Consider the following 23,802-nt stretch of genomic DNA (forward strand, 5'->3'; position numbering starts at 1 on the left):
CCTTCTCCCCTTGTGGGAGAAGGTGGCGCGGACAAAGTCCGCGCCGGATGAGGGGTTCTCTCCGCGGAGACAGACCCCTCACCCAACCGAACGCGAGGCCAACAGCGCACATGCCCTCTCCCACAAGGGGAGAGGGCGCAGCAATCAGCATCGCGTTCGTTGAACGGACGGGAGCAAGATGTGACAAATCCGCTGCTGATCGAACACCACGACGGAACAGATTGGGTCACGCTCAATCGCCCCGAAAGCCTGAACGCGCTCGATCCTTCGCTGATCGATGCGCTCAACACTTACTTCCAGGGTCTGCAACGCAACCGTGATACCCGCGTCGTCGTGCTCAAGGGCGCCGGTGCCAATTTCTGCGCTGGGCTCGACCTCAAGCACGCGATGGCCCGCCGCGGTGGACAGACCGAGCCGCCGGGCGTCACGGAATCCCTGGACTCGCAGCGCCGCATTGCCGACATCGTGATGCTGATGCGGCGCTGCCCGCAGCCGATCATCGCGCTGGTGCAGGGCGCCGCGGCCGGCGGCGGCTTTGCGCTGGCGCTCGCCGCCGACATCCGCATCGCGGCAAAGAACGCGCGGATGAACTGCGCCTTCATCAAGCTCGGCTTAGGGGGCTGCGACATCGGCACCAGCTATTTCCTGCCGCGCCTCGTCGGCGTCTCCGTTGCCTCGGAGCTGATCCTCACCGGACGTTTCATCCACGCCGATCGCGCGCTCGCGGTTGGCCTTGTGTCCGAAGTGGTCGAGGCCGGCGATCTCGATGCCGCCGCCAATCCTTATGTGGAGGCGATGATGACGGCGTCGCCGGTGGGCCTGAGGCTGTCGAAAGAATGCCTCAACATGAGCGTCGATGCCGGCTCGATCGAGGCCGTCATTGCGATGGAGGATCGCAACCAGGTCCTGTGCAGCCGCTCGGAAGATTTCCAGGAAGGCATCAGGGCCTTTCTCGAGAAACGAAAGCCTGTCTATATCAGGCGCTGAGAACAGATCCTTCAAAGGACAAGAAATTCCGGGAGACGCAAAAATGGATGGGACTGCGGCGGCGATGTTGACGAAGCCGGCCTTTCGCAAGGTGAACTGGCTGGCGCGCGACATCGCGGTCGAGCGGCGCGACGATGGCACCGTCGTCCTGAAGTCGCGCATTCCGCTTCAGGCCTATGAGACGCATCTTCCGGCCTATCTCGCCAAATGGGCGCAGCAGGCGCCGGAGCGCATCTGGCTTGCGCAGCGCGGCGGTCCTGACAGGCAGTGGCGCAAGGTGTCCTATGGCGAGGCCAAGCGCACCGTCGATGCATTGACGCAAGGGCTGCTCGATCTCGGCCTCGCGGAAGGCCGCCCGGTCGCGATACTGTCAGGCAATTCGATCGAGCATGCGCTGATGACGCAGGCCGCGATGCAGGCGCGGCTGCCGGCGGCGCCGGTCTCGCCGGCCTATTCCCTGATGAGCCAGGATCACCTCAAGCTCAAATATCTGTTCAACCTGATCAAGCCTGCCGTCGTGATGGTGCAGGACGGCCCCGCCTTCGAGAAGGCGCTGAAGGCGCTCGATCTCACCGGCATCACTGTCGTCCACGTGCTCCGGCCCTGCGAGGGCATCAAGAGCGTGGCCTTTGCCGATCTCGCCGCGACGCCGGTGACGGCTGGTGTCGCGCAGTCGATCGCGAAGATCACGCCTCAGACCGTCGGCAAGTTGCTGTTCACCTCCGGCTCGACCGGCATGCCCAAGGCCGTCATCAACACCCAGGAGATGATGTGCGCCAACGCGGCGATGATGATGCAAGTGCGCCCGCGCGAAGCCAATGGCCCGATCCCGACCATGCTCGACTGGATGCCGTGGAACCACACCATGGGCGGCAATGCCGCGTTCCATCCCATCCTCGTCGACGGCGGCACGCTCTATATCGACGACGGCCGGCCGATGCCGGGCCAGTTCGAGGAAACGATCAAGAACCTGCGCGAGGTGTCGCCGACCTATTACGCCAACGTGCCGGCCGGCTATGCCGCGCTGGCGGCGGCCATGGAGAAGGACGACGCGCTGTGCCGCAGCTTCTTCAAGAACCTCTCGATCATGGCCTATGGCGGGGCGCGGCTGCCTGACGATCTCTATGACCGCATGCAGGCGCTCGCGGTGAAGACGACCGGCGAGCGCGTCGTGTTCTACACCGGCTGGGGCTCGACCGAGACCGCGCCGACCTCGACCGGCACCTACTGGGACACCGAGCGCGTCGGCCTGATCGGCCTGCCGTTCCCCGGCGTCGAATTGAAGATGGTGCCGTGCGGCTCGAAATATGAGCTACGGCTGCGCGGCGTCAACGTCACGCCCGGCTATTTCGGCCAGCCCGAGCTGACGAAGAAGATGTTCGACGACGAGGGCTTCTACTGCATCGGCGATGCCGGCGTGTTCGTCGATGCCGAGGATCCGCTGCAGGGCATCATCTTCGCTGGCCGCGTGGTCGAGGACTTCAAGCTGACGACCGGTACCTTCGTCCATGTCGGGTCGCTCCGCACCGATGCGATCGCGGCCGCGACGCCCGTGGTGCACGACGCACTGGTCACGGGCCAGGATCGTCCGTTCATCGGCTTGCTGTGCTGGCCGAACCTGCACGCCTGCCGCCAGCTCGTCGGCAACGCGGATGCGACCTTCGAGGATGTGATCCGGCATCCCGAGGTGATCGCGCGGCTCAAGACGGGCCTGCAGGCGCATAATTCCTCGACCACCGGCAGCAGCATGCGCGTCGCGCGCGCGATGCTGATGGTCGAGCCGCCGTCGATCGACGGCAATGAACTCACCGACAAGGGTTACATCAACCAGCGCGCCGGTCTCGAACGCCGCGCCGCGCTGGTGGAGAAGCTTTACGCCGACAAGCCCGGCGACGAGGTGATCATTTTGAACTGACCGTAGGATGGGTAGAGCGCAGCGAAACCCATCATCTCCAACCAAGCAATCGATGGGTATCGCTTCGCTCCACCCATCCTACGAAGCCAAGTAACAACAGCAACGCGGGTAAGCGCCATGAATTTCGATTTCTCCGACGAACAGAAGCAGATGCGCGACGAGGCGCGGAAGTTCCTCTCCGAAAAGTGCCCACCCAAGGCTGTTCGCGAAGTGCTCGACGGCAAGGCCGCCTACGACAAGGCGCTCTGGAAGGGGCTCGCCGAAATGGGCTTCCTCGGCGTCGCGATCCCGGAGAAGTTCGGCGGCGCGGGTGCAGGCCATCTCGAGCTTTGCGTGATCGCGGAGGAAATGGGCCGTGCGCTGGCGCCGGTGCCGTTCTCGTCCACGGTCTATCTCGCGGCCGAAGCGATCCTGATCGCCGGCTCCGATGCGCAGAAGCAGAAGTGGTTGCCGAAGATCGCGAGCGGTGAAGCCATCGGCACGCTGGCGCTGTTCGAGGGCAAGGGCAATCCGTCGCCGAAGGCGATCAAGCTCACCGCCAATGGCGGCGCGCTCAACGGCGTCAAGAAGCCGGTACCCGATGGCGCGATCGCCGATTTCGCCGTGGTCGCCGCACGCACCGGATCAAGCGGCCGCGACTCCGACATCTCGCTGTTCATCGTCGATCTCAAGGCTACCGGCGTCGAGGTCAAGTCGCTGACCAATATCGATCCGACCCGCGGCCAGGCCGAGATCACGTTCAAGGATACCAAGGTCGAACCGCTTGGTGCTGCCGGCGAAGGCTGGGGCGTCATCACGCAGGTGCTCGACCGCGCCGCGGTTCTGATGGCGTTCGAGCAGGTCGGCGGCGCCGACCGCGCGCTGGAGATGGGCCGCGACTACGCGCTCGACCGTATCGCCTTCGGCCGCCCGATCGGCTCGTTCCAGGCGGTCAAGCACATGCTCGCCGACATGTACGTGTCGGCGACGCTGGCGCGCTCGAACTGCTACTACGGCGCCTGGGCGCTCTCGACCAATGCCGGCGAGCTGCCGGAAGCGGCGGCCGCTGCGCGCATCAGCGCGACGCAGGCGTTCCAGCACTGCGCCAAGAACAACATCCAGGTCCATGGCGGCATGGGCTTCACCTGGGAGTTCGACTGCCACATGTACTACCGCCGCGCCAATGCGGTGGCGCTCGGCCTCGGCAGCCTCTCTTATTGGGAGGACGCGCTGATCGATCGCATGCGCAAGAAGAACGCGGCGTAACCGTTGGTGATTTGTAGGATGGGTAGAGCGCAGCGAAACCCATCATGACGCGGGTGGTCCAAGAGATGGGTTTCGCTTCGCTCTACCCATCCTACGACACCGGCGAAGGATGAGAGACCATGAATTTCGACGACACCCCGCAGGAGGCCGCGTTCCGCGCCGAGGCGAAGGCCTGGATCGCGGCCAATGCGCCGAAACAATATGAGGACGAGCTGCGCAAAGCCTCGCTCGGCCGCGTCCAGCTCAAGGGCGCCAACATCCTCGAGGTCGCAAAGGCCTGGCAGAAGAAGAAGGCCGAGGCAGGCTGGGCCTGCCTGCACTGGCCGAAGGAATATGGCGGCCGCGGGGCAACCCCGATCGAGCGCGTGATCTGGCAGCAGGAGGAGGGCCCGTTCGGCCGCCTCAGCGCGATGTTCATCATCGGCCACGGCATGTGCGGCCCGACCATGATGGCGTTCGCCGGCGAGGAGCAGAAGCGCAAGTACCTGCCGCCGCTCGCCTCCGGCGAGAAGATCTGGTGCCAGTTGTTCTCCGAGCCCGCCGGCGGCTCCGACGTCGCAGGCCTGCGCACCCGCGCCGAGAAAGACGGCGACGAGTGGGTGATCAACGGCCAGAAGATCTGGACCTCGGGCGCGCATTATTCCGACTACGGCATCCTGCTCACCCGCACCGACCCGACCGTGCCGAAGCACAAGGGCCTCACCATGTTCTTCCTGGACATGAAGAGCCCGGGCGTCGAGGTGCGGCCGATCAAGCAGGCGAGCGGGGCGTCGGACTTCAACGAGGTCTATTTCACCGATGTCCGCATTCCCGACTCGCAGCGGCTCGGCAATGTCAATGACGGCTGGAACGTCTCGCTGACCACGCTGATGAACGAGCGCATGTCGATCGGCGCAGGCGTCGCGACCGGCTTTCCCGAGTTGTTCGACTTCTGCAGCAGCCTGATGCTGGAGGACGGCCCGGCGATCGAGAACCGCGCGATGCGCTCCAAGCTCGCGAATTGGGCGGTGAAGGCCAGCGGGTTGAAGTACACCAGCATGCGCGCAATCTCGGCGCTCTCCCGCGGCGAGCGTCCGGGGCCGGAGAACTCGATCGGCAAGCTGGTCGCCGGCTCGATGATCCAGGATGTCGCGGCTTACGCGCTCGACCTGCAGGGCGCCGCCGGCGCGCTGAACGGCCCGGAAGACGCCGAGGTCGCGGGCAAATTCCAGGCGATGCTGCTGCGCGCGCCCGGCACCCGCGTCGAGGGCGGCACCGACGAGATCATGCGCAACATCATCGCCGAGCGCGTGCTGGGCCTGCCCGGCGACATCAGGGTCGACAAGGACGTTCCCTTCAACAAGATCCCGACCAAGGGAAGAGCTTGAACAATCGTAGGGCGGGTTAGCGAAGCGTAACCCGCCGTCTCTTCGCAACGACGTTCGACAGAATTGGTGGGTTACGCCTTCGGCTAACCCACCCTACGCAAAAAAAGAGGTTCGCCATGAATTTCGATGACACGCCGCAGGAAGCCGAGTTTCGCGCCACGGCCCGCAAGTGGATCGCGGCCAACGCGCCGAAGGAGTTCGAGGAAGAGCTCTCGAAGTCGTCGCTTGGCCGCATCAAGCTCGCCAAGCACGACATGGTCGAGGTCGGCAAGGCCTGGCAGAAGAAGAAATCGGAGGGCGGCTGGGCTTGCCTGCACTGGCCGAAGGAATATGGCGGCCGCGGTGCGACCCCGATCGAGCGCGTGATCTGGCAGCAGGAGGAGGGCGTCTACGGCAAGCTGACGCAGCCGTTCCAGATCGGCGAGGGCATGTGCGGCCCGACCGTGATGGCCTGGGGCAGCGAGGAGGCCAAGCGCCGCTATCTGCCGAAGCTCGCGTCGGGCGAAGAGATCTGGTGCCAGCTGTTCTCCGAGCCGTCGGCCGGCTCCGATGTCGCAGGCCTTCGCACCCGCGCCGAGAAGAAAGGCGACAACTGGGTCGTCAACGGCCAGAAGATCTGGACCTCGGGCGCGCATTATTCCGACTACGGCCTGTTGATCGCGCGCACCGATCCCAATGTGCCCAAGCACAAGGGCCTCACGATGTTCTTCCTCGACATGAAGAGTCCCGGCGTCGAGGTCAGGCCGATCAAGCAGGCCAACGGCATGCAGGAGTTCAACGAGGTCTATTTCACCGACGTCGTGATCCCCGACAGTCAGCGGCTCGGGGCCGTCGGCGAAGGCTGGAGCGTGTCGCTGACCACACTGATGAACGAGCGCATGTCGATCGGCGCGCGGCTTGCGACCGGCGTGCCTGAAATGTTCGAGTTCTGCTCCAACCTGATGCTGGAGGATCGGCTGGCGATCGACGATCCGGCGGTGCGCTCCAAGCTTGCGAACTGGGCCGTGAAGGCGAGCGGGCTGAAATACACCAGCTACCGCGCGATCTCGGCGCTGTCGAAGGGCGAGCGTCCGGGACCGGAAAATTCCATCGGCAAGCTCGTCTCCGGCATGATGCTGCAGGATATCGCGACTTACGCGATGGATTTGGAGGGCGCGGCCGGCAGCCTCGCCGGCGACAGCGAGGAGCTGGCGCGCGGCCAGTTCCAGCAGATGCTGCTGTCGTCGCCCTCGATGCGCATCGCCGGCGGTACCGACGAGATCCTGCGCAACATCATCGCCGAGCGCGTGCTGGGGCTACCCGGCGACATCAGGGTCGACAAGGACGTGCCCTACAACAAGATCCCGACCAAGGGGCGTTGAGCATGGACGCCGCGACGAAGCCGCGTTACGCGACGGAAGACCGTATCGGCGCGCTCGAGGAGCTGCTCAACGAGCGTTACTCGGTGCGCGCATTCCAGCCGCGCGAGGTGCCGCGAGAGACGATCGAGCATGTGCTCACCGTGGCGCAGCGCACCGCGTCCTGGTGCAACAGTCAGCCCTGGCAGGTCCTGATCGTCTCCGGCGAGGCCAAGGAGCGGTTCCGCAAGGCGATCTACGCGGAGGCGTCCCGTGGCCTCGGCGAGGACTATGACTTCACGCCGCCGCGTGAATATGTCGGGGTCTATCTGGAGCGCCGCCGCGAGAGCGGCTTCCAGCTCTACAACACGCTCGGCATTGCGCGCGGTGACAAGGCGGCCTATGCGAAGCAGGCGCTGGAGAACTATAATTTCTTCGGCGCGCCGCATGTCGCCGTGATCCACACCAACGAGCCGCTCGGCATCTATGGCGCGATCGATTGCGGCGGCTATGTCTCGAACTTCATGCTGGCGGCGCAGGCGCTCGGGCTCGGCACCATCCCGCAGGCGGCGCTCGCCCGTCACTCCGGCCTGATCCGCCGCCACTTCGATCTGCCCGACGATCGCCGCGTGGTTTGCGGCATTTCGTTCGGCTATGCCGACCATGCGCACAAGGTGAACAGCTATCGTACCTCGCGCGCCGCCGTGGCCGACACGGCGACGTTCGTGGACGGGTAGAGCGTTTTCGAGCGAAGTGGACACCGGTTCGCGTAAAGAAAACGCATCAAAACAAGAATCTAGAGCTTCGGTTCTGATTTCAATCAGAACCGAAGCTCTAGCGCGCTCAGGCTCTCCGCGCCGCAGCCACCCGGCGCTTCGGCGCCGCTGCATAGCGGGCCGTCATCGCACCCGTCAGCTCGGCCATCTTCTCGCGCAGATCGGGCGGCTCCAGCACCTCGGCCTCGGCGCCGAGCCGCAACAGCTCGGTGGCGGCGTGCCACAGCGTCTTGCCGACCGGCATGGTGGCGATCCGCCAGCCGTCCGCGTCGGCGGTTTCCGCAAGCCGCATCCGCGCCTTCACATAAGGATGGGCCAGCGCATCGAACAGCTTCAGGCCGAACGGCGACAGCCGCACGGTGGCCTGGTTCGGATGCAGCTCGGCCTCCAGCCGCTCGATCGAGGCACGCCAATAGCCGGCGAGGTCGAACTCCGCAGGCCGCGTGAACTGGGAGTCCAGCGTCACACAATCCAGCACGCGCGCGACGCGATAGGTGCGCACATTGCCGTCGACGAGGCCGGCGAGATACCAGCTGCCGCCCTTCAGCACGAGGCCGAGCGGCGCCACGCGCCGCCGCTTCTCGGCCTTCCAGCTTTGGTAGCGGATCTCGATCAGGTGTTCGCGCAGCACCGCGCCGGCAATGGCGCGCAGATGCGTCGGCTCCTCGGTCTCGCCGAACCAGCCCGGCGCGTCGAGATGGAAGCGCTGCTGCATCCCCCTGGCGTTGGGGCGCAGATGTTCCGGCAGCGCCGCCATCAGCTTGGTCTGCGCCGCCATCATCGCAGGCTCGAGGCCGAGCGCGGCCGCTGGTCCCGGTAGTCCCGCCATGAACAGCGCCTCGGCCTCGCCCTGCGACAGGCCGTTCAGCCGCACGCGATAGCCGTCGAGCAGCCGGTAGCCGCCCTCGGCGCCGCGGTCTGCATAGACGGGGACGCCGGCGGCGGCGAGCGCGTCGATGTCGCGATAGATCGTGCGCACCGAGACCTCGCAGGCTTCCGCAAGCTCGGGCGCGGTGACCTGCCCCCGCGCCTGCAGGGTGGTGAGGATGGAAAACAGCCGGCTCGCGCGCATAGGTCGATCATACCTGACACAGGATGTCAGGTATAGGCGGGCATAACGGGGCCGCGACCCGGCGCAAGGAGACCCGTCCATGACCACCACCGACCGCATCACGCTGTATTATTCGCCGCAGACCCGCGCCACCGGCGCGCGGGTGCTGCTGGAGGAACTGGGAGCGCCCTATGACCTCCACGTCCTCAACATGAAGGCGGGCGAGCAGCGCCAAAGCGCTTATCTCGCCGTCAATCCGCTCGGCAAGGTGCCCGCGATCCGCCATGGCGGCGCGCTGGTGACCGAGCAGGTGGCGATCTTCATCTATCTCGCCGATCTGTTTCCGCAGGCCGGACTGACGCCCGCACTGAACGACCCGCGCCGCGGCCCTTATCTGCGCTGGATCGCCTATTACGGTTCGTCGTTCGAGCCGGCTTTGATCGACAAATTCATGAAGCGCGAGCCCGCCCCTGTCTCCCAGTCGCCCTATGCGGATTACGACACCATGCTGGGCGCGCTGGAATCGCAGCTCGCAAAAGGACCCTATCTGTTCGGCGAGGAGATCACCGCGGCCGACATCCTGTGGGGCATCGCCTTCAGCTGGACCATGATGTTCGGCCTCGTGCCGCAGAAGGACGTCTTCGTCCGCTATGCCGAGCGCATCACCGCGCGCCCGGCCTTCCAGCTGATATCGAAGGCCGACCACGAGATGGCCGCGCAGCACGCGGCGGCCGCGGGAGTGTGATAGAGCGTTGCGATGGCCAGGACGCTGCACACCACCAACTGCTTCAACACCTTCATCCGCGTCGCGGAGGATTGTCCGGCGCGCACCGGCGAGGAACCGCAGCCGCGCGGCGGCAATCCGACGGTCGCCACGCTGCAATATCAGATGATCGCAGGCGCGCCGTACAAATACACCTCCGACGACGTGGTGTTCGCGACGTCGGCGCCAGGCCGTGCGCTCGGCATGAAGGCGACGAAGAAGGAGCGCAGCCTTGCCCGCGAGGCGTTCTTCTCCAGGGGGCAGGCCTGCATGCGGGCTTCGCCGCTGGGCAAGCGCTTCGGCTGGGGCGTGCACGCCGATGCCGAGGGGCGTATCGCGATCTATGCCATCGACAGCAAGCGCTACCAGACGCTCGCCGCGGATACCAAGCTCACGCAGGTTCGGGCGATGCGATCCAAGCGGGCGTAGAAGGAGGCGGTTACGACCGTCATTGCGAGGAGCGATAGCGACGAAGCAATCCATGCTTCCGCGTGTGTAGCACGATGGATTGCTTCCGCCTTCGCCAAAGGCTTCGGCGGACAAGTCGCTTCGCTCGCAATGACGGCGGAGCGCGTTCCGCGCTCCTCGGGGTGACGGTTCTGAGGGCGCGGGGGCGCCGAACTAAAACCGCGGCGGCCGCTTCTCGGCGAAGGCCTTGATACCTTCCTTGATCTCGGACCCACGCATGCTGTCGCGATGGCGGGCGTCGGCGGCGGCCTCATCGAGCTCGCCGCGGGCGAACTCGTTGATGGCGCGCTTCATGCCGGCCATCGCCTTTGGCGCGTTGCCGGCCAGAATCGCCGCGAGCTTGTCGACCTCCTCGTCCAAAAACTCCACCGGCACCATCGCCGTGAGATAACCGATCCGCAGCATCTCGGGGGCCGTGATCTTCTGCGCGGTCAGAAACAGCATCTTGGCGTTGTCGACGCCGAGCCGGGTCACGTAGCGCTTGATGCCGCTCCGGTAGTAGTGCAGCCCGAGCCGCGCCGCCGGCATGAACATCTCCGCGGTATCGACGCCGATGCGGAAATCGCAGGCGAGCGCCAGGTCGGTCGAGCCGCCATAGACGCCGCCATTGAGCCGGCAGATCGTCGGCACGGTCAGATCCTCCAGCCGGTTGACCACGACCTCGAATGCCGAGCCCCCGCTCTGCTGCTCGTTCGCGCTCACCGCGCGCTCGGCCACCGAGTTGAGATCGTAACCGGCGGAGAAGGCGCGTCCCGTGCCGGTCAGCACCAGCACGCGGATTGCGGGATCAGCCTCGATCCGGTCGAACAGCTTGACGAGATCTCCGAGATCCTCGGCCTGCAGGCGGTTGAGGTGCCGTGGCCGGTTTAGGCGGATCGTGGCGCGCGCGCCCGCAATCTCGAGCACGGGTGAGCTGCCGGTCTCGGCCGCATCAGGCATGGTTGTCTCCATCACTATTGGTTCTCGAGTTCGCGCCGCTTTGCCTCGGCATCGATGGTCTCGGCGAGATCGGGATGTCGTGCCATCAACAGGCGGAAATCGACCAGGTCAAGCACCAACAGCCGCGAGACCTTGGTGGTCGTGACATCGGCGCCGCGCATGGTATTGCCGAGCAGCGCTATCTCGCCGAAGAACGCGCCTTCGCCGAGCTTCACCTTGCGGCCCGGCAGGTCGACCGCCACCTCGCCGGCGGCGACGAAATACATGCAGTCGCCGCTGGTCCCCTTGCGGATGATCGTCGTGCGCGGCGGCAGGTCGACGGTCCGCAGCATCTGGGTGACGTCGGCGATCGCCGCTGGCCCGAGGGTTGCGAAGAACGGCACCTTGCTGACGGTTTCCCAGGTTTTCAGAAAATTGTCGCGGCGCGTCTCCGCGGCGAAGCCGGTCGCCAGAATACCGGTCCACAGCCCGAACACGCCGAGGCCCGCGATCATGACCAGTGCCGCGACCATCCGGCCGAGCGGCGTGATCGGCACCACGTCGCCATAGCCGGTGGTGGTCAGCGTCACCACCGCCCACCACAGCGCGGCCGGCACGCTGCCGAAGGTCTGCGGCTGCACGTCGCGCTCCGCCAAATATTCGGCGACCGAGGCGAGGAATACCACCATCAGGAAGATCACGAGCACGCTGATCAGTGGCCCGGACTCCTGCACCAGCACGCGCCGAAGCTGCCGCAAGCCGGGAATCCCCGGCACCACCTTGAGCGCCCACAGGATCGCGAGCAGCCATGCCGTCTTCGGCTCGACACCGGCAAGCAGGGCGATCGGCACGGCGAGCGCGCCGATCGCGTCGACCACTCCGGCGCCGGACAAGGCATAGAACCAGAACCGGCCCTGCCGTCCCATGTGGCGCAGCCGCACCAGCCACTCGAATACGAAATAGGCGAGGCAGACCCACAGCAGCGCGTCGACCCAGCGGGCGGCCGCGTCATAGGCCGGCTCCACCGTCAGCAGCGTCATCATGGCGACGCCGAGGGTCACCGCGACATAGGCGACCGTGGTCATGTTGCGGCCGGCGGTGGCAGACACGAACTGTGTCAAAACCGGAAAGGCGAGCCGCTTGAACATCGGACGTATGTTGCCTGTCGACGAACTGCTTGAAACGGGACCCCCGCCAGAAGCCGGGGCCGAGGCCACAACCTGCCCTGTCCCGGGTGAGGCCGTCAACGCATGCGGGTCGACGCGCTGCCGCGGCCGACCTCCCATCTGTTCGACGAACGTCCGGCTATACTGTCCTGATTTTGCTTCCACAAATGTGAGAATCCCGACAAAACGTCGCTTTTTCCCCGTATACCAGGGAAGCGGTTCGGATATGCGACCTCGGCCGCCCTGCAGCGACTAATAGGGCGATTGTGTTCACTTCTTGAGAATTGGTTGGTTTCCGATGGATACCTCACATCTCGTGCAGCACGCCGGCGCCGCCGGCAGTTTCTTCGCATCGATCTTCGTGGTCGCCACGCTGTCGATGCGAACCATGATCCCGCTGCGCGTCTTCGCCATCCTGACGAACATCATCCTGATCGCGACCGCGGTCCCGACCCACAATTACGCGACGCTGATCCTGCATTCCGTGCTGTTGCCGGTGAACACCTACCGCCTGCACCAGATGCTGCAACTCGTCCGCAACGTGAAGAAATCCGTCAACAGCGATCTGTCGATGGATTGGCTCAGGCCGTTCACGACAGAGCGCAAATGCACCGCCGGCGAAGTGCTGTTCTACAAGGATGAGAGAGCCGACAGCATGTTCTACATCGTCAGCGGCCGCTTCCGCCTGGTCGAGTCGGGCATCGAGCTGCCGGTCGGTGCCATCGTCGGCGAGTTCGGCATGCTGTCGCCGTCGAACACGCGGACCCAGACGCTGGAATGCGTCGAGACCGGTACGGTGCTGTCGGTGACCTATGACCAGGTCGAGCAGCTTTACGTCCAGAATCCTGCGTTCGGCTTCTACTTCCTGCGGCTCGCCAGCGCCCGCCTGTTCCAGAACATCTCGACGCTCGAGCAGCGGCTCGCGCAGCACGCCACCCCGCAGGTTGCGGAGCCAAAACCTGCATGAGCCCGCTGTGACGAGTTCTGGAGACGCCGCAGTGCCGGACGACGACAGTCTCCTGGCTTCGCTCCGTTACCTGTTCGCCGACATCATCGGCGACGAGGACGACGGACCGCTAGTGCCGCCGGATGCCTGCCCCGAGCAGCTCAGCCCGGTTGTCAGCGACGCCATTCATCTGCTGACCGAGTATCAGAGCGCCGGCTACGCCAGGCTCTATATCGAGCGGCTCGAGCGTTTCGTCGGCCGGCGCGGCGTCGACGACGCCATGCTCGCCGACATCGCGCGGCTGATGGCGCAGCGCATGGCCTATGAAGACCCGATCCGCATCGCGCAGCTCAAGCTCCGCGAGGTCCACGCGGCCGGTGGCCGGGCGGCACGCTCCGCCGACGACGTGAAGAAATTCCGCCTCGACGAACTGATCGATGCCTTGCCGGCAGTGGTCGCCGACCCCGTGCTCGGCGCGCTCGATTGGCTCGGCTGGCGGCGGCGGAGGGTCTCGATCCGCTTCAGCGCCAATAGCCGCTTCAGTGTTCGCAGGCTCAGGATCGAAGCCGGGCTGAAACGCTGGCGGATGTTCTCGGTGCGCTATGCCAAGGAGCGCGTCTGGGTCGAGCGCTGGCTGCACATGATCGATCGCAGCCTGACCAAGCAGCCGAGCGCAACCGTGGCGGTCATCCAGACTGCGACCATGATCAACGGCTACGGCGATCCGTACCGCCAGGGCATCGCGGACTGGCATGCGATCATCGACGGCCTCGCCAAGCCCGTCTTCGACGGCACGCTCGCGCTCTCCGATCTCGCCGGCGCAATCGCGGAGGCGCGCGCTGCCATCATGCCCGACCCGCGCCAGGCCTCATTGAAGCGCAAGATCGCGGAGATCCGCGCGCGCGTGCCGGCCAGCAGGCCGTTGCCTTGAGATTTGCAGGATGGCAAAGGCGCACTTGCGCCTCGCGTATTGGTCCCCGCGTTCCACCTGTCACCGTCACCCTGAGGAGGCCGCGAAGCGGCCGTCTCGAAGGGCGGCGGCCCGGCTGGTGGCCGTGCATCCTTCGAGACGCGCGCGAGAGCACGCACTCCAGCGACAAAGGCGAAGCCTTTGCGGGGGGATGACGGATCTGATGGCGTTGCGGTTGCTCTGTCGCGAACCTATCGCTTGATATGCGGAGGCTCGTCGTAACCGTGGCGGCTCGAATAGAACAGCAGGCCCATCAGACCGACGCCGACAACGGCCAGGACGACGACTCCGACGGTGAATGCGACGACACCATAGGTCGGCACCGGCGCATTGGGCACCATCAAGCCCTCATAGGCGTAAACGCCGACGGCGATCAGGAAGGCCAGCAGGACGATGCTGATTGCGACGCGCATGCGTATCTGCCTCTGCTGAAGGCCGAGAGCAGCAGGCGCTAATGGGGGCGGCTATCCTGCCGAGCACCGAGCTTGACCACCGCCTGTTGTCCGGCTTCGGTCAGCTCTATGAGCGTCGTCCTGCCGCTCTTGGCGCATCTAATGATCTGTCTGGCAACGCGCTTGCGGGTGGCATGTTCCTCGCCGTGAAGAGCGTCGGCGCATACGTGGTCGAGAGCCGCGCTCATAGCGGCGAGCGTACGTGAATCAAATCTCTCCTCGATCATAGCAGCCCTCCCTGTAGGCCCGTTCGGGCACGGTTATTTGCGGAGCGTCAGCAAATCGCTGACCTCCATGACAGTCTCGGTTTGCCTGGCTTTGCGCATCAGCGCTTCACGTTCCCGTCCCGGTGGCATCTTGCGGGCCGCGATGCGCGCGTTGTCGGCGAATTTCTGGAGGCGGTGCTCGAACGATCCGGCCGGTCGCGATTTGTTGCGTTTCTTTTTCATGCCGCCTCCGAGGTGGGGTCCCGAGGTGGAAACAGGATGCTAGGCGGGTTCCGAAGCACCGTCGTTAACCTATGACATTGGGCACATCGAAAAAATCACCCCCAAGATCGCAGGAACGATCTCGCCGGCCATGCGTAGCACCCGTGCGTTCACTGCTTTGCTCCCCGAGGGCAGTGGACCACTCCGGTGACGGGCCTCGGCGAATTTCGTCGCCGGGGCCCGCGTGGTGACATCATGCGCTGCAGCAATTGTCGCGGGAACGATGATTTTGCCCGGCCGTTGACGACGCGAGACACTATGGAGATCTGACAAATGGCGATGGATGAGAGGGAGAGCGGGAATCTCATCGGCAGCGACAAGGTGGAGGGCACCGCCGTTTACGGCGCCGACGATCGCAAGATCGGTTCAATCGAGCGCGTCATGATCGACAAAAAAAGCGGACGTGTTTCCTATGCCGTGCTCGGCTTCGGCGGCATTCTCGGTCTTGGCAACAACCATTATCCGCTGCCCTGGGAGTCGCTGAAATACGATACGCGGCTGGGCGGCTATGTCACCGGCGTCACCGTGGATCAGCTTCGTGATGCGCCGAAATATGGCCGCGAGCGGGGACTGGAATTGGGCTGATGTCGGCGCCACGCGCCGGGCGACGAAGTGAGTCGAGGTGTTCAATAATTCGCGCCTGTGCGCACTTGCGAACATTCGCCAATATCGCCAATATCCATGCAACGCACATAATACGTTATTGGAATCAGCCCGGCGGTTACCCGATGAACATGCGGGGAGACCAATGTCGTTGGCATCGTTAGTCCGAAAATTGGAGCAATCCGTACGGCTCTCGCCGGTGGATCATGCAGTTCTCAATCGCGCGGCATCCGAACGGGTGCGCCACTTTGGCCCGCGGGTCGATATCGTGCGCGAGGGCGACACGCCGAAGGATGTGCATCTGATCCTGTCCGGCTGGGCCTGCCGCTACAAGCAGCTCGACGACGGCCGGCGGCAGGTGGTGTCGTTCTTCCTGCCCGGCGATATCTGCGACGTGAACGTCTTCGTCCTGCGCGAGATGGATCATTCGATCGGCACCATCACGCCGGTGTCGATCGCCGATCTCTCGCGCGAATTCTTCGATGATATCGCCGCGCGGCATCCGCGCATCGTCACGGCATTCTGGTGGGAGACCCTCGTCAACGCGGCGATCCAGCGCGAATGGACGATGAATCTTGGCCAGCGCACGGCGCTCGAGCGGACCGCCCATCTGCTCTGCGAAGTTTGGCTGCGCCTGCGTCTGGCCGGGCTGACCAAGGGCGACAGTTGCGATTTTCCGCTGACCCAGGCCGATCTCGCCGACGCCACCGGCCTGTCCAAGGTCCATATCAACCGCACGTTGCAGGAGCTGCGTGCCGACGGACTCATCATCCTCAAGGGCAGGACCCTGTCCATTCCCGATCTCCACCGGCTGATGCATGCCGGCCTGTTCAATCCGAACTACCTGCATATGGATCACGAGGGTCGGCAGCTCGATGCTGCGGTCACCGACGCTGCGGCCGGATGACGTGACGGGTCGTCTCCAATCGTGGATTGTCTGGCTCCAGCGACGGAGGTCTTGACCTTTCACGGTCGAGTTGCGCTATGCTCCGCCGCAGCCGGCTGAGCAATGCTGCGCTATTGGTCGGTCAGGCCGCGACCGGGGCGCTGATCTGTCCCCATCGAACATAGCGGATTTCGGTGAATGAAACGCGTCCACGGCCCCGGTAGCCCCCATTCGCTAGAGGACATCTACAGCCCCCAACGGATGGCGGCGGTCGTTGACGACATGCAGATCAGCATCCCAAGGCAAATCAGCAGCCCCAGATCGATCGTGGCGAGGGTGTCCCGCGTGCCTGAGGTCGCGCGCCGGGTGCTGCGCCGCAAAAGCGGATGAACGACTTCGCACGATCGGTCAGCGCAGCCCTCTCTTTGATTGGCGATGCTGATCCCGAACTGCTGGGCATCGTCGCGCTGTCATTGCGGGTCAGCCTGACGGCGAGCATTCTTGCCTTGTTGATCGGGGCCCCGATCGGGGCCTGGCTGGCGATTGTCCACTTTCAAGGCCGGCACGTCATCATCGTGCTGACCAACGCGCTGCTTGGCCTCCCGCCGGTCGTCGTTGGCCTCGCGCTCTATCTGCTGCTGTCGCGATCGGGGCCCTTCGGGTCTGCCGGATTGTTGTTCACGCCGGCCGCCATGGTGATCGCCCAGACGCTGCTCGCAACGCCGATCGTGGTCGCGTTGGTGCATCGGCCGTCATCGCTGCTGTGGGTGGAATTCGGCGATCTTGCGCGCACCGACGGCCTGTCGCGCCTGCGCAGCATTGCCTTGCTGTTCGCGTTGGGCCGGGCATCCCTGTTGACCGCCTTTCTCGCCGCCTTCGGCCGGGCCATTGCCGAGGTCGGTGCCATCCTCATAGTGGGTGGCAATATTCGCGGCTATACGCGGACGATGACGACGGCGATTGCGCTCGAGACCAGCAAGGGCGATCTGGCGCTCGCGCTTGGACTCGGGCTGATCCTGCTGGCCCTGAGCGTCGCGGTCTCGACCGTGGCGTTTCTGTTAGTGGGACGCATTGGGGAAAAATAGCTGCTCCCCGCCGACCTTGTAGCCGGCGATCGTTGTCTGCCCGGCCGGCGAGATCAGCCAGTCGATGAAGGCTTGCCCGTCCTGGGCCTTGACGTTCGGATGCTTCGCGGGATTGACCAGCATCACGCCGTATTGGTTGAACAGCCGCCTGTCCCCTTCGGTCAGGATCGTGAGCTCGCCCCGGTTCTTGAAGGACAACCAGGTGCCGCGATCCGACAGCACATAGGAATTGGACGACGCCGCCATGTTGAGTGCCGGTCCCATTCCCTGACCGATCTCGCGGTACCAGCTACCCTTTGCCGCGGCAAGGTCGATGCCTGCGTCCTTCCAAAGTCGCAGCTCGGCTTCGTAGGTGCCGGATCGATCACCGCGCGAGATGAAGGGAGCCGTCGCTGCCGCGATCTTTCTCAGGGCGTCGGCGACGTCCTTATCACCGGCAATGTGAGCCGGATCGGCCTTCGGCCCGACGATAACGAAGTCGTTGTACATGACGTCGAAGCGCTTCACGCCTTGTCCTTCGGACATGAACTTGTCCTCGGCAGGCCTGTCATGAACGAAAACTACGTCGGCATCGCCCCGTCTGCCGATATCGAGCGCCTGACCGGTGCCGACGGCGACGACCTTCACGCCAATTCCCGACGCTTTGGTGAATTGCGGCAGCAAATAGCCAAACAGGCCGGACTGTTCGGTCGACGTCGTTGAAGCGACGATGATGGTGCGGTCTTGCGCTCCCGCGGGCGAGCACCAGGCCAGTGTGGCTAAGAGGATGACGAAAAACTGCCGCATCATGTTTTTCCTCCGGGAGGTCGGCACCAGTGCAACTCTCGCTCAGTCGGCCCCTGGACTTCCGCATGCTCTGCCGTACGGTCGCCATAGCCAGAGTGCAAGCGGAATTGCGAGCAACGCGCCAACTAAAGCGCGATGAGATTAGGTTTGAATCGTCATCGCGCTTTAGCTCTTTGTTTGAGCATGATCTTTTCGGAAAACCGCTTCACACTTTTCCGGATCATGCTCTAGCTGGGCGGCGACAAAGGGCACGACTCCATCTGGCGCGATGCCGGCGAAAGTGTTCGACAGCGAGCGGGCGATGGTACCGCTGTGGAGCCGACGACGGCAGCAAGAAGGAAGGCCGTTCCAAGACACTCGGCGAAGGCGCGCTGCGCGAGGCTCGGCATCAGATCCCGCGGTCCAGCTTGACCCGTTCGCCGTCCTCGTTGACGAATTCGCCGCGCTGCGGCGGCAGGAGGTCGAGGACCATTTCGGACGGCCGGCAAAGCCGCACGCCGTTCGGCGTGACGACGATCGGCCTGTTGATCAGGATCGGATGCGCCATCATTGCATCCAGCAGGTCGTCATCCGTCAAGGCCGGGTTGCTCAAGCCGAGTTCCGCGTACGGTGTGCCCTTCTCGCGCAGCAGGTCGCGCACCGAGAGCCCCATGCGCGCAACGAGCTGCTGCAGCAAGGCCCGCGCTGGCGGCGTCTTCAGATACTCGATGACGTGCGGCTCTATGCCCGCGTGGCGGATCATGGCGAGTGTATTTCGCGACGTGCCGCAATTCGGGTTATGGTAGATGATCACATCCATCGCGTTCGTCTCAGCAGCACGCGGACGAGGGCTTGCCGTCGGGACCGGCCTGCATCAGCAGCCTGAACACATCCAGCCGATTGTCCTGGGCCGATTGTCCCGGGCAAGCGCTGCGAGGGCCGCGACGGCATCTGTCCTTCCTATATTTCAGCAAGCATTGAAATAACCGCCGTTGTCAATTGCAATTCGCAATGCCACGCGCAGAGACCGCTTTGCGGGTGACCGGGCCGATGACCATGCCGGTCGGCCGCTGAAGCCATTTCACATCTTCCGCGATATGATCGTGCCGCAACGCTTGACCACCGCAGGGCGTTCCAACAGGAAATTTCGACGGTAGTGCACGATGAGTGACAACCAACTTGAGGGCACTGCAGCCGAGGTTTTCGCCGCGTTCCTGAAACTTGGCTTGAGCTCGTTCGGCGGGCCGATCGCGCATATCGGCTACTTCCGGCATGAATTCGTCGAGCGTCGCAAATGGCTTGACGAACAAGCCTACGCAGACCTCGTGGCGCTGTGTCAATTCCTGCCCGGGCCGGCAAGCAGTCAGGTCGGCTTCTCGCTCGGTCTGATGCGCGCGGGCTATCCCGGCGCGCTGGCGGCGTGGACCGGATTCACGCTGCCGTCAGCCATTGCGCTGGTGCTGTTTGCCTATGGTGCCGGTGCGCTGGTTGGACCTGTCGGCACGGGCCTGGTGCACGGGCTGAAACTTGTGGCGGTCGCAATCGTCGCGCAAGCGGTCTGGGGCATGGCGCGGACGCTATGTCCCGATCGGACGCGTGCGTCGATCGCGGTGGTCGCGGCGCTGCTCATTCTGTTCAGCACCTCGTCGATCGCCCAGATCGGCGCCATCCTGTTGGGCGGCATTGCCGGCCTTGCGCTGTGCCGGACCGGGCAGAGCAACGGGGGCGGTCACTTCGCCATGCCGGTGTCCCGCTCCATGGGGGTGGTCGCCCTGGCGGCGTTCTCGATTCTGCTGATCGGCCTGCCGGTGCTGGCGCGGCTGGCACCGGGCTCGGGCGTTGCGCTGTTCGAGGCTTTCTATCGCTCCGGCGCCTTGGTGTTCGGCGGCGGCCACGTGGTCCTGCCGCTGCTGCGCGAGGCCGTCGTCGCGCCCGGCTGGGTCAGCGACGACGCGTTCCTGACCGGCTATGGCGCCGCGCAGGCCGTGCCGGGCCCGCTCTTCACCTTCGCGGCCTATCTGGGCGCGGTGGTCAGGATCGAGCCGCATGGCGTCGGCGGCGCGATCGTCGGACTGCTCGGCATCTTCCTGCCGGGCGTCCTGATCCTGCTCGCCGCGCTGCCGTTCTGGGAGACGTTCCGGAAGCGGACCGATGCGCAGGCGATGATGCGCGGTGTCAACGCGGCGGTCGTCGGTATTCTCGGCGCGGCACTGTATCATCCGGTGTGGACGAGCACGGTTCTCGGTCCGCGCGATTTCGGTATCGCGCTGGTCGGATTCGTTCTGCTCATGGTCTGGCGCGCGCCGCCGCTTGTGGTTGTTGTCTTCAGTGCCATCGCCGGAATGGCGGCGGCGCTGTGAGGCCCCCCGGTCGACGGGTCATCTGTTCTCTTTGGCGTGCGCGCAGAGGCTAATTTCTTCAAATTTTTCAAGGCGATTTAGGCCGTCCAGTCCTTGCGCAAAAAATATTCCGCTTCCACCGTCGGGCAAATCAGTGGCACGAATCCGCCCGTCTCACCCGCTTGAGGGGCGCTTCGCGGTCGTCACGAGTGTTGGGTTGGGATGCGGTGGACGCCGATGTCACGGCTGACGAGCGTGGCAGATAGCGGACGGTGAAGTCGTGCAGGCCTGACGCCCTAGTGGCAGGTGTCTCATCAGTAAGAGCAAGCTCTCTCACTGATGACGGTGACAACAAAGCCCAGTCTCGCCGGGGAGAGCACGTATAAGCCGTAAACCATCGCGCAGGGAAAGCCGGGATTGCTCCGGTTTCACCTGTGGTCCTACCTCCCGCGTTTTTACTACGCGGGACCCATGGGTGCGATCGGCACCCGGCTTTCCCTGCGCCCTCTGCTCGGAACGAGGGTGGAAAGCAACGCAAGACTCGGACGGCTCACGTCGCGAGGAGGCGCCCGCGCACCCCCATCGCTGTTTGCCGGGAAGCCGAGGCCGTCCCGATGCCGTCTGTGTGGCCCCGCTCGCATACCCTAACGGGAGCTGCGCCCGGATGCCGCATGACGATTGCCACTATCGTCAGAGGGGCACACCATATGATTTTGAGATGCCGCAGGTGCATTCCGCCGCGGGAGGTGTCATAAATGAGACACGCTTTGGTTTGCGGAATTGTGCTGACGGCCTGACCCGGATTTCCTTGCAATCACATTCATCCCAGTGAAGGGCGTCAGCTTGTTGTTTCCTTCCATGTCATCGTCGGTCGCGGTTGGGGCCCTGGTGGGATGGATGTTGCTTCTCACCGCGAAGCACATCATCGCCGACTTCATGTTGCAGAACGCCTGGATGGCGATCGGCAAGGACCAGAAGACCGGCTGGGCGATGCCGCTGCTCGCGCACTGCCTCGTGCACCTCGCCGTCGCACTGGTGCTGATCCTCGCCGTCGCGCCGCGCTTCTGGTACGTCGCCTTCGTGGACTTCGTCATCCACATCGCCGTCGACCGCGCCAAGGGAATCTGCGCCTCGCGTTTCGGCGTGACGCTGGAGTCGGGGCATCCATGGTTCTGGACCCTGATCGGCGTCGACCAGGCGCTGCACCACCTCACCGGCTTCGCGCTGTCGATCTACATGGCCGCGAACTGAGCGGCCGGCGCCACCCGTCTCCTCAAGCCTGTCGGAATGCGAACCCGCCGCTCGCGAAAGTGATTCGCGTGCAACGGGCAAGAGGTCCCGGTGACGACCGGGAGCCGTGGTTAACCTTTCGTTAGAGAATTGCGCGGCATCTTCGCGATCGAGGGGGATTTGCAAATGTTTTCAAGCCGCGACGCCTTCGAGAACGATGCCTGCCCGGTTGCGGACGACCTGCTTGGCCAGATGTACCGCGCCAATCCCAATGGCCTGTCGCTCCTGGTCGCCAACGTGTCGCCCGACGCGCGGGCGAGGCTGGCACTGTTCTGCTACCGCCGCAGTCACCTGCACGCGCTGGCGCTGGCGATTGCCTCGAGCTGCACCGAGCGTGAGCTGATCCATTTCGGTGGCCGCGTTGGTTCGACCCTGTACGCGCTGTCGCGTGAGCCCGCGCGTACCACCGCGACCTCGCATGGCGGACGCAAGCCGATCACGCTGTCGACCAAGCCGCTGTCGACCTTCGCGCCGATCATCGATGAAGAACTCGACGACGAAGAGGACGTCACCCAGACGGTGACCGCCTGAGGCCGGCCGCCGCTGCGGCCTCAGATCACCGGCAGCCCGTGGCGCCGGCGCGCCATTGCGCATTCCGCGTCGCCGGGCATGCAGGTCCGGCACACCTCCGGCCGCACCGCATAGACGTCGCAGCGCGTCGCCACCCCGATCTCGCCTGACAGTGCCGCGCAGCGGTCGCCCACGCAGCGCATGCCGGACAGCCGCGCATTGACGAACTGCTCCGGGATCAGGTCGAGCTGATCGTCGTCCTCGACGGTGAAGCGCGGCCAGTTCTCCGAATAGCTGCAGCAGGCGCCGCAGGACTGGCAAGGGCTGCTCTCCGCCGCCTTGGTATCGTTCGCGGCCATCATGTGTCCTTGGGCGCTTCCCAGACCAGGCTGCGCCGCCAGCGCGCCCTGAGCAGGTCGCGCCGCTCCGGATATTTCTCGTCGTGATAGATCGCGGCAACCACGCGGTCGGTGCGGAAGCTGCGGAAATCCCTGCGCAGCTCGCACCAGGCCGCGAGCAGCCGCACCGCTTCGTGATAGCCGACCGCGATCGGCCAGATTGTGCGCTCGCTGTCGCGGCCATGCTCGTCGCGATAGTTCAGCGTGATCTTCTTGCCCTCGTGGATCTGGCTGCGCGTCTTGACCATGTCGATGCGGTCCGGCTCCCGGTTCCACGCCGACCGCGCGCGGCTTGCGGGCTCGAGCACGAACGGCCGCAGCCGGTCGGGCACCGTCTCGGCGATCTTGGCCATCAGGTCTTCGGCCGCGCGCGCCAGTGCCGGATCGGCGTGGCCGACGACCCATTGCGCGCCGAGCACACAAGCCTCGATCTCATCGGGTGTCAGCATCAGCGGCGGCAGGTCGAAACCCTTCTCCAGGATGTAGCCCATGCCGGCTTCGCCGCGGATCGGCACCCGCTGCTCGATCAGGGTCGCGATGTCGCGATAGATCGTGCGCTTGGATGTCTCGAGCTCCGCCGCAATCGCATCCGCGGTCAAGGGCTTTCGGGTGCGGCGGAGCACCTGGATGATCTGAAACAGCCGGTCGGCGCGTCTCATGGCAAGTCTCTTCGCAAGTCTCTTGTTCGCTGTTGGCGGATCTTGGGTCTCGGCCGTCGCGTTTTTGCGCCCCCGTGTCACTGCTGCTGACAGCATGTTGGCAGCAGGTGGGGGCTATACCAAGACAACACCTCAAGTGAAGGGAATTTGTCCATGGCAAATCTAGATGAACTCGGTTTCCGGCGGGCGCAGACGTTCGCGCTGGAACAGCTTGTCACAGTCTACTCCACCTCCAGCGATCTGCGCTGGGCCCTGGTTGTGATGATTGCGCGCTCAGTCGTTGCCGCCTGGTCCTACGGGCGGGCGCGGGTGGTCAAACGGGTTCGCGAGGCGGTTCGCCGCCTCGCTCCCGCGCGTCCGCTCGACAGTGAATGCCACTGCTGCTGACACCATGGTGGCAGCAGGGGGGCGCTAGCCT

26 protein-coding genes and 1 pseudogene are annotated in these 23,802 nt (G+C 64.7%); 17 read left to right on the forward strand and 10 right to left on the reverse strand.

Annotated features, from left to right (window positions below; all coding sequences use genetic code 11):
• The first annotated feature begins 180 nt into the window (after positions 1-180).
• The 6 genes from MTX19_RS05375 (at position 181) to MTX19_RS05400 (ending at position 7,588) form a co-directional block, all read left to right on the forward strand.
• Positions 181-987 (forward strand): enoyl-CoA hydratase/isomerase family protein, encoded by an 807-nt coding sequence (locus tag MTX19_RS05375; RefSeq protein ID WP_280982739.1) that lies wholly within the window; start codon positions 181-183, stop codon positions 985-987.
• Positions 988-1,030: 43 nt separating this feature from the next.
• On the forward strand, positions 1,031-2,902 hold the full coding sequence (locus MTX19_RS05380) for an AMP-binding protein (protein WP_280982740.1): 1,872 nt from the start codon (positions 1,031-1,033) through the stop codon (positions 2,900-2,902).
• A 117-nt stretch (positions 2,903-3,019) separates the two neighbouring features.
• Positions 3,020-4,147, forward strand: a complete 1,128-nt coding sequence (locus MTX19_RS05385; RefSeq protein WP_280982741.1) for an acyl-CoA dehydrogenase family protein — start codon at positions 3,020-3,022, stop codon at positions 4,145-4,147.
• A 119-nt stretch (positions 4,148-4,266) separates the two neighbouring features.
• Positions 4,267-5,514: an acyl-CoA dehydrogenase gene (locus MTX19_RS05390; RefSeq protein WP_280982742.1), complete on the forward strand. Its 1,248-nt coding sequence runs from the start codon at positions 4,267-4,269 to the stop codon at positions 5,512-5,514.
• Between the two features lie 116 nt (positions 5,515-5,630).
• Positions 5,631-6,875, forward strand: coding sequence for an acyl-CoA dehydrogenase (locus MTX19_RS05395; RefSeq protein WP_280982743.1), 1,245 nt, complete (start codon positions 5,631-5,633; stop codon positions 6,873-6,875).
• 2 nt (positions 6,876-6,877) lie between these two features.
• Positions 6,878-7,588 carry a nitroreductase gene (locus MTX19_RS05400; RefSeq protein ID WP_280982744.1) on the forward strand — a complete coding sequence of 237 codons (711 nt, stop codon included), beginning with the start codon at positions 6,878-6,880 and terminating at the stop codon, positions 7,586-7,588.
• Positions 7,589-7,694: 106 nt separating this feature from the next.
• Here the strand turns inward: MTX19_RS05400 and MTX19_RS05405 are convergent, their stop codons facing one another.
• On the reverse strand, positions 7,695-8,699 hold the full coding sequence (locus MTX19_RS05405; protein ID WP_280982745.1) for a YafY family protein: 1,005 nt from the start codon (positions 8,697-8,699) through the stop codon (positions 7,695-7,697).
• 79 nt (positions 8,700-8,778) lie between these two features.
• Here MTX19_RS05405 and MTX19_RS05410 point away from each other — a divergent pair, with 79 nt between their 5' ends.
• Together MTX19_RS05410 and MTX19_RS05415 are read left to right on the forward strand one after the other, a co-directional pair.
• Complete coding sequence (locus MTX19_RS05410; protein ID WP_280982746.1) at positions 8,779-9,423, forward strand: glutathione S-transferase family protein; 645 nt, start codon at positions 8,779-8,781, stop codon at positions 9,421-9,423.
• A gap of 12 nt (positions 9,424-9,435) precedes the next feature.
• A complete protein-coding gene (locus tag MTX19_RS05415; protein ID WP_280982747.1) occupies positions 9,436-9,870 on the forward strand; it encodes a DUF6157 family protein in 435 nt (144 codons plus the stop codon).
• Positions 9,871-10,062: 192 nt separating this feature from the next.
• Here MTX19_RS05415 and MTX19_RS05420 read toward each other — a convergent pair whose 3' ends face one another.
• The gene (locus MTX19_RS05420) at positions 10,063-10,848 is read right to left on the reverse strand and encodes an enoyl-CoA hydratase/isomerase family protein (protein ID WP_280982748.1); all 786 of its coding nucleotides are present in this window, start codon (positions 10,846-10,848) and stop codon (positions 10,063-10,065) included.
• A 14-nt stretch (positions 10,849-10,862) separates the two neighbouring features.
• Positions 10,863-11,975: a cyclic nucleotide-gated ion channel gene (locus tag MTX19_RS05425; RefSeq protein ID WP_280982749.1), complete on the reverse strand. Its 1,113-nt coding sequence runs from the start codon at positions 11,973-11,975 to the stop codon at positions 10,863-10,865.
• Between the two features lie 316 nt (positions 11,976-12,291).
• Between MTX19_RS05425 and MTX19_RS05430 the strand changes: the two genes are divergently transcribed.
• Together MTX19_RS05430 and MTX19_RS05435 are read left to right on the forward strand one after the other, a co-directional pair.
• Positions 12,292-12,960: a Crp/Fnr family transcriptional regulator gene (locus tag MTX19_RS05430; RefSeq protein ID WP_280974098.1), complete on the forward strand. Its 669-nt coding sequence runs from the start codon at positions 12,292-12,294 to the stop codon at positions 12,958-12,960.
• A gap of 31 nt (positions 12,961-12,991) precedes the next feature.
• Entirely contained in the window at positions 12,992-13,870 is an 879-nt protein-coding gene (locus tag MTX19_RS05435) for a DUF6537 domain-containing protein (protein WP_280984702.1), read from the forward strand.
• 230 nt (positions 13,871-14,100) lie between these two features.
• Here MTX19_RS05435 and MTX19_RS05440 read toward each other — a convergent pair whose 3' ends face one another.
• Genes MTX19_RS05440 through MTX19_RS05450 form a run of 3 tightly spaced genes read right to left on the reverse strand, consistent with a single transcriptional unit; the run spans position 14,101 to position 14,810 of the window.
• Positions 14,101-14,322: a hypothetical protein gene (locus MTX19_RS05440; RefSeq protein WP_280982750.1), complete on the reverse strand. Its 222-nt coding sequence runs from the start codon at positions 14,320-14,322 to the stop codon at positions 14,101-14,103.
• A gap of 38 nt (positions 14,323-14,360) precedes the next feature.
• Complete coding sequence (locus MTX19_RS05445; RefSeq protein WP_280982751.1) at positions 14,361-14,588, reverse strand: hypothetical protein; 228 nt, start codon at positions 14,586-14,588, stop codon at positions 14,361-14,363.
• A 33-nt stretch (positions 14,589-14,621) separates the two neighbouring features.
• Positions 14,622-14,810, reverse strand: a complete 189-nt coding sequence (locus MTX19_RS05450; protein WP_280982752.1) for a hypothetical protein — start codon at positions 14,808-14,810, stop codon at positions 14,622-14,624.
• 312 nt (positions 14,811-15,122) lie between these two features.
• On the opposite strand from MTX19_RS05450, the pseudogene MTX19_RS05455 reads away from it, so the two are divergent.
• From MTX19_RS05455 to MTX19_RS05465, 3 genes and pseudogenes are all read left to right on the forward strand, one after another.
• Positions 15,123-15,465 (forward strand): annotated as a pseudogene (locus tag MTX19_RS05455) (PRC-barrel domain-containing protein).
• Positions 15,466-15,603: 138 nt separating this feature from the next.
• Complete coding sequence (locus tag MTX19_RS05460; RefSeq protein ID WP_280982753.1) at positions 15,604-16,359, forward strand: Crp/Fnr family transcriptional regulator; 756 nt, start codon at positions 15,604-15,606, stop codon at positions 16,357-16,359.
• A gap of 365 nt (positions 16,360-16,724) precedes the next feature.
• Entirely contained in the window at positions 16,725-17,423 is a 699-nt protein-coding gene (locus MTX19_RS05465; RefSeq protein WP_280982754.1) for an ABC transporter permease, read from the forward strand.
• On the opposite strand, the gene MTX19_RS05470 is transcribed toward MTX19_RS05465, so the two are convergent.
• Positions 17,397-18,212 carry a substrate-binding domain-containing protein gene (locus tag MTX19_RS05470; RefSeq protein WP_280982755.1) on the reverse strand — a complete coding sequence of 272 codons (816 nt, stop codon included), beginning with the start codon at positions 18,210-18,212 and terminating at the stop codon, positions 17,397-17,399. The genes MTX19_RS05465 and MTX19_RS05470 overlap by 27 nt on opposite strands.
• Before the next feature lie 385 nt (positions 18,213-18,597).
• Entirely contained in the window at positions 18,598-19,008 is a 411-nt protein-coding gene (gene arsC, locus MTX19_RS05475; protein ID WP_280982756.1) for an arsenate reductase (glutaredoxin), read from the reverse strand.
• A gap of 343 nt (positions 19,009-19,351) precedes the next feature.
• Here arsC and chrA point away from each other — a divergent pair, with 343 nt between their 5' ends.
• The 3 genes from chrA to MTX19_RS05490 all read left to right on the forward strand — a co-directional run bounded on the left by chrA (position 19,352) and on the right by MTX19_RS05490 (position 22,348).
• A complete protein-coding gene (gene chrA / locus MTX19_RS05480; protein WP_280982757.1) occupies positions 19,352-20,548 on the forward strand; it encodes a chromate efflux transporter in 1,197 nt (398 codons plus the stop codon).
• Between the two features lie 876 nt (positions 20,549-21,424).
• On the forward strand, positions 21,425-21,778 hold the full coding sequence (locus tag MTX19_RS05485) for a DUF3307 domain-containing protein (protein WP_280982758.1): 354 nt from the start codon (positions 21,425-21,427) through the stop codon (positions 21,776-21,778).
• A 165-nt stretch (positions 21,779-21,943) separates the two neighbouring features.
• A complete protein-coding gene (locus MTX19_RS05490; RefSeq protein WP_280982759.1) occupies positions 21,944-22,348 on the forward strand; it encodes a hypothetical protein in 405 nt (134 codons plus the stop codon).
• Between the two features lie 20 nt (positions 22,349-22,368).
• On the opposite strand, the gene MTX19_RS05495 is transcribed toward MTX19_RS05490, so the two are convergent.
• Together MTX19_RS05495 and MTX19_RS05500 are read right to left on the reverse strand one after the other, a co-directional pair.
• A complete protein-coding gene (locus tag MTX19_RS05495) occupies positions 22,369-22,686 on the reverse strand; it encodes a YkgJ family cysteine cluster protein (RefSeq protein ID WP_280985870.1) in 318 nt (105 codons plus the stop codon).
• Entirely contained in the window at positions 22,686-23,384 is a 699-nt protein-coding gene (locus MTX19_RS05500) for a YafY family protein (protein ID WP_280974086.1), read from the reverse strand. Before MTX19_RS05500 ends, MTX19_RS05495 begins: the two co-directional genes overlap by 1 nt.
• 153 nt (positions 23,385-23,537) lie before the next feature.
• On the opposite strand from MTX19_RS05500, the gene MTX19_RS05505 reads away from it, so the two are divergent.
• The gene (locus MTX19_RS05505) at positions 23,538-23,771 is read left to right on the forward strand and encodes a hypothetical protein (RefSeq protein ID WP_280982761.1); all 234 of its coding nucleotides are present in this window, start codon (positions 23,538-23,540) and stop codon (positions 23,769-23,771) included.
• The last annotated feature ends 31 nt before the right edge of the window (positions 23,772-23,802 follow it).

Source organism: Bradyrhizobium sp. ISRA464, assembly GCF_029910095.1.
In the GTDB taxonomy this organism is placed as follows: domain Bacteria; phylum Pseudomonadota; class Alphaproteobacteria; order Rhizobiales; family Xanthobacteraceae; genus Bradyrhizobium.

Excerpts from the sequence above, each read along its gene's own strand:
- MTX19_RS05410 (WP_280982746.1), top strand. The coding sequence starts at position 8,779 with ATGACCACCACCGACCGCATCACGCTGTATTATTCGCCGCAGACCCGC.
- MTX19_RS05395 (WP_280982743.1), top strand. The coding sequence starts at position 5,631 with ATGAATTTCGATGACACGCCGCAGGAAGCCGAGTTTCGCGCCACGGCC.
- MTX19_RS05500 (WP_280974086.1), bottom strand. The coding sequence starts at position 23,384 with ATGAGACGCGCCGACCGGCTGTTTCAGATCATCCAGGTGCTCCGCCGC.
- MTX19_RS05505 (WP_280982761.1), top strand. The coding sequence starts at position 23,538 with ATGGCAAATCTAGATGAACTCGGTTTCCGGCGGGCGCAGACGTTCGCG.
- MTX19_RS05450 (WP_280982752.1), bottom strand. The coding sequence starts at position 14,810 with ATGAAAAAGAAACGCAACAAATCGCGACCGGCCGGATCGTTCGAGCAC.
- MTX19_RS05465 (WP_280982754.1), top strand. The coding sequence starts at position 16,725 with ATGAACGACTTCGCACGATCGGTCAGCGCAGCCCTCTCTTTGATTGGC.
- MTX19_RS05385 (WP_280982741.1), top strand. The coding sequence starts at position 3,020 with ATGAATTTCGATTTCTCCGACGAACAGAAGCAGATGCGCGACGAGGCG.
- MTX19_RS05495 (WP_280985870.1), bottom strand. The coding sequence starts at position 22,686 with ATGGCCGCGAACGATACCAAGGCGGCGGAGAGCAGCCCTTGCCAGTCC.
- MTX19_RS05440 (WP_280982750.1), bottom strand. The coding sequence starts at position 14,322 with ATGCGCGTCGCAATCAGCATCGTCCTGCTGGCCTTCCTGATCGCCGTC.
- MTX19_RS05490 (WP_280982759.1), top strand. The coding sequence starts at position 21,944 with ATGTTTTCAAGCCGCGACGCCTTCGAGAACGATGCCTGCCCGGTTGCG.
- arsC (WP_280982756.1), bottom strand. The coding sequence starts at position 19,008 with ATGGATGTGATCATCTACCATAACCCGAATTGCGGCACGTCGCGAAAT.
- MTX19_RS05445 (WP_280982751.1), bottom strand. The coding sequence starts at position 14,588 with ATGATCGAGGAGAGATTTGATTCACGTACGCTCGCCGCTATGAGCGCG.
- MTX19_RS05405 (WP_280982745.1), bottom strand. The coding sequence starts at position 8,699 with ATGCGCGCGAGCCGGCTGTTTTCCATCCTCACCACCCTGCAGGCGCGG.
- MTX19_RS05470 (WP_280982755.1), bottom strand. The coding sequence starts at position 18,212 with ATGATGCGGCAGTTTTTCGTCATCCTCTTAGCCACACTGGCCTGGTGC.
- MTX19_RS05390 (WP_280982742.1), top strand. The coding sequence starts at position 4,267 with ATGAATTTCGACGACACCCCGCAGGAGGCCGCGTTCCGCGCCGAGGCG.
- chrA (WP_280982757.1), top strand. The coding sequence starts at position 19,352 with ATGAGTGACAACCAACTTGAGGGCACTGCAGCCGAGGTTTTCGCCGCG.
- MTX19_RS05430 (WP_280974098.1), top strand. The coding sequence starts at position 12,292 with ATGGATACCTCACATCTCGTGCAGCACGCCGGCGCCGCCGGCAGTTTC.
- MTX19_RS05400 (WP_280982744.1), top strand. The coding sequence starts at position 6,878 with ATGGACGCCGCGACGAAGCCGCGTTACGCGACGGAAGACCGTATCGGC.
- MTX19_RS05485 (WP_280982758.1), top strand. The coding sequence starts at position 21,425 with ATGTTGCTTCTCACCGCGAAGCACATCATCGCCGACTTCATGTTGCAG.
- MTX19_RS05380 (WP_280982740.1), top strand. The coding sequence starts at position 1,031 with ATGGATGGGACTGCGGCGGCGATGTTGACGAAGCCGGCCTTTCGCAAG.
- MTX19_RS05420 (WP_280982748.1), bottom strand. The coding sequence starts at position 10,848 with ATGCCTGATGCGGCCGAGACCGGCAGCTCACCCGTGCTCGAGATTGCG.
- MTX19_RS05415 (WP_280982747.1), top strand. The coding sequence starts at position 9,436 with ATGGCCAGGACGCTGCACACCACCAACTGCTTCAACACCTTCATCCGC.
- MTX19_RS05425 (WP_280982749.1), bottom strand. The coding sequence starts at position 11,975 with ATGTTCAAGCGGCTCGCCTTTCCGGTTTTGACACAGTTCGTGTCTGCC.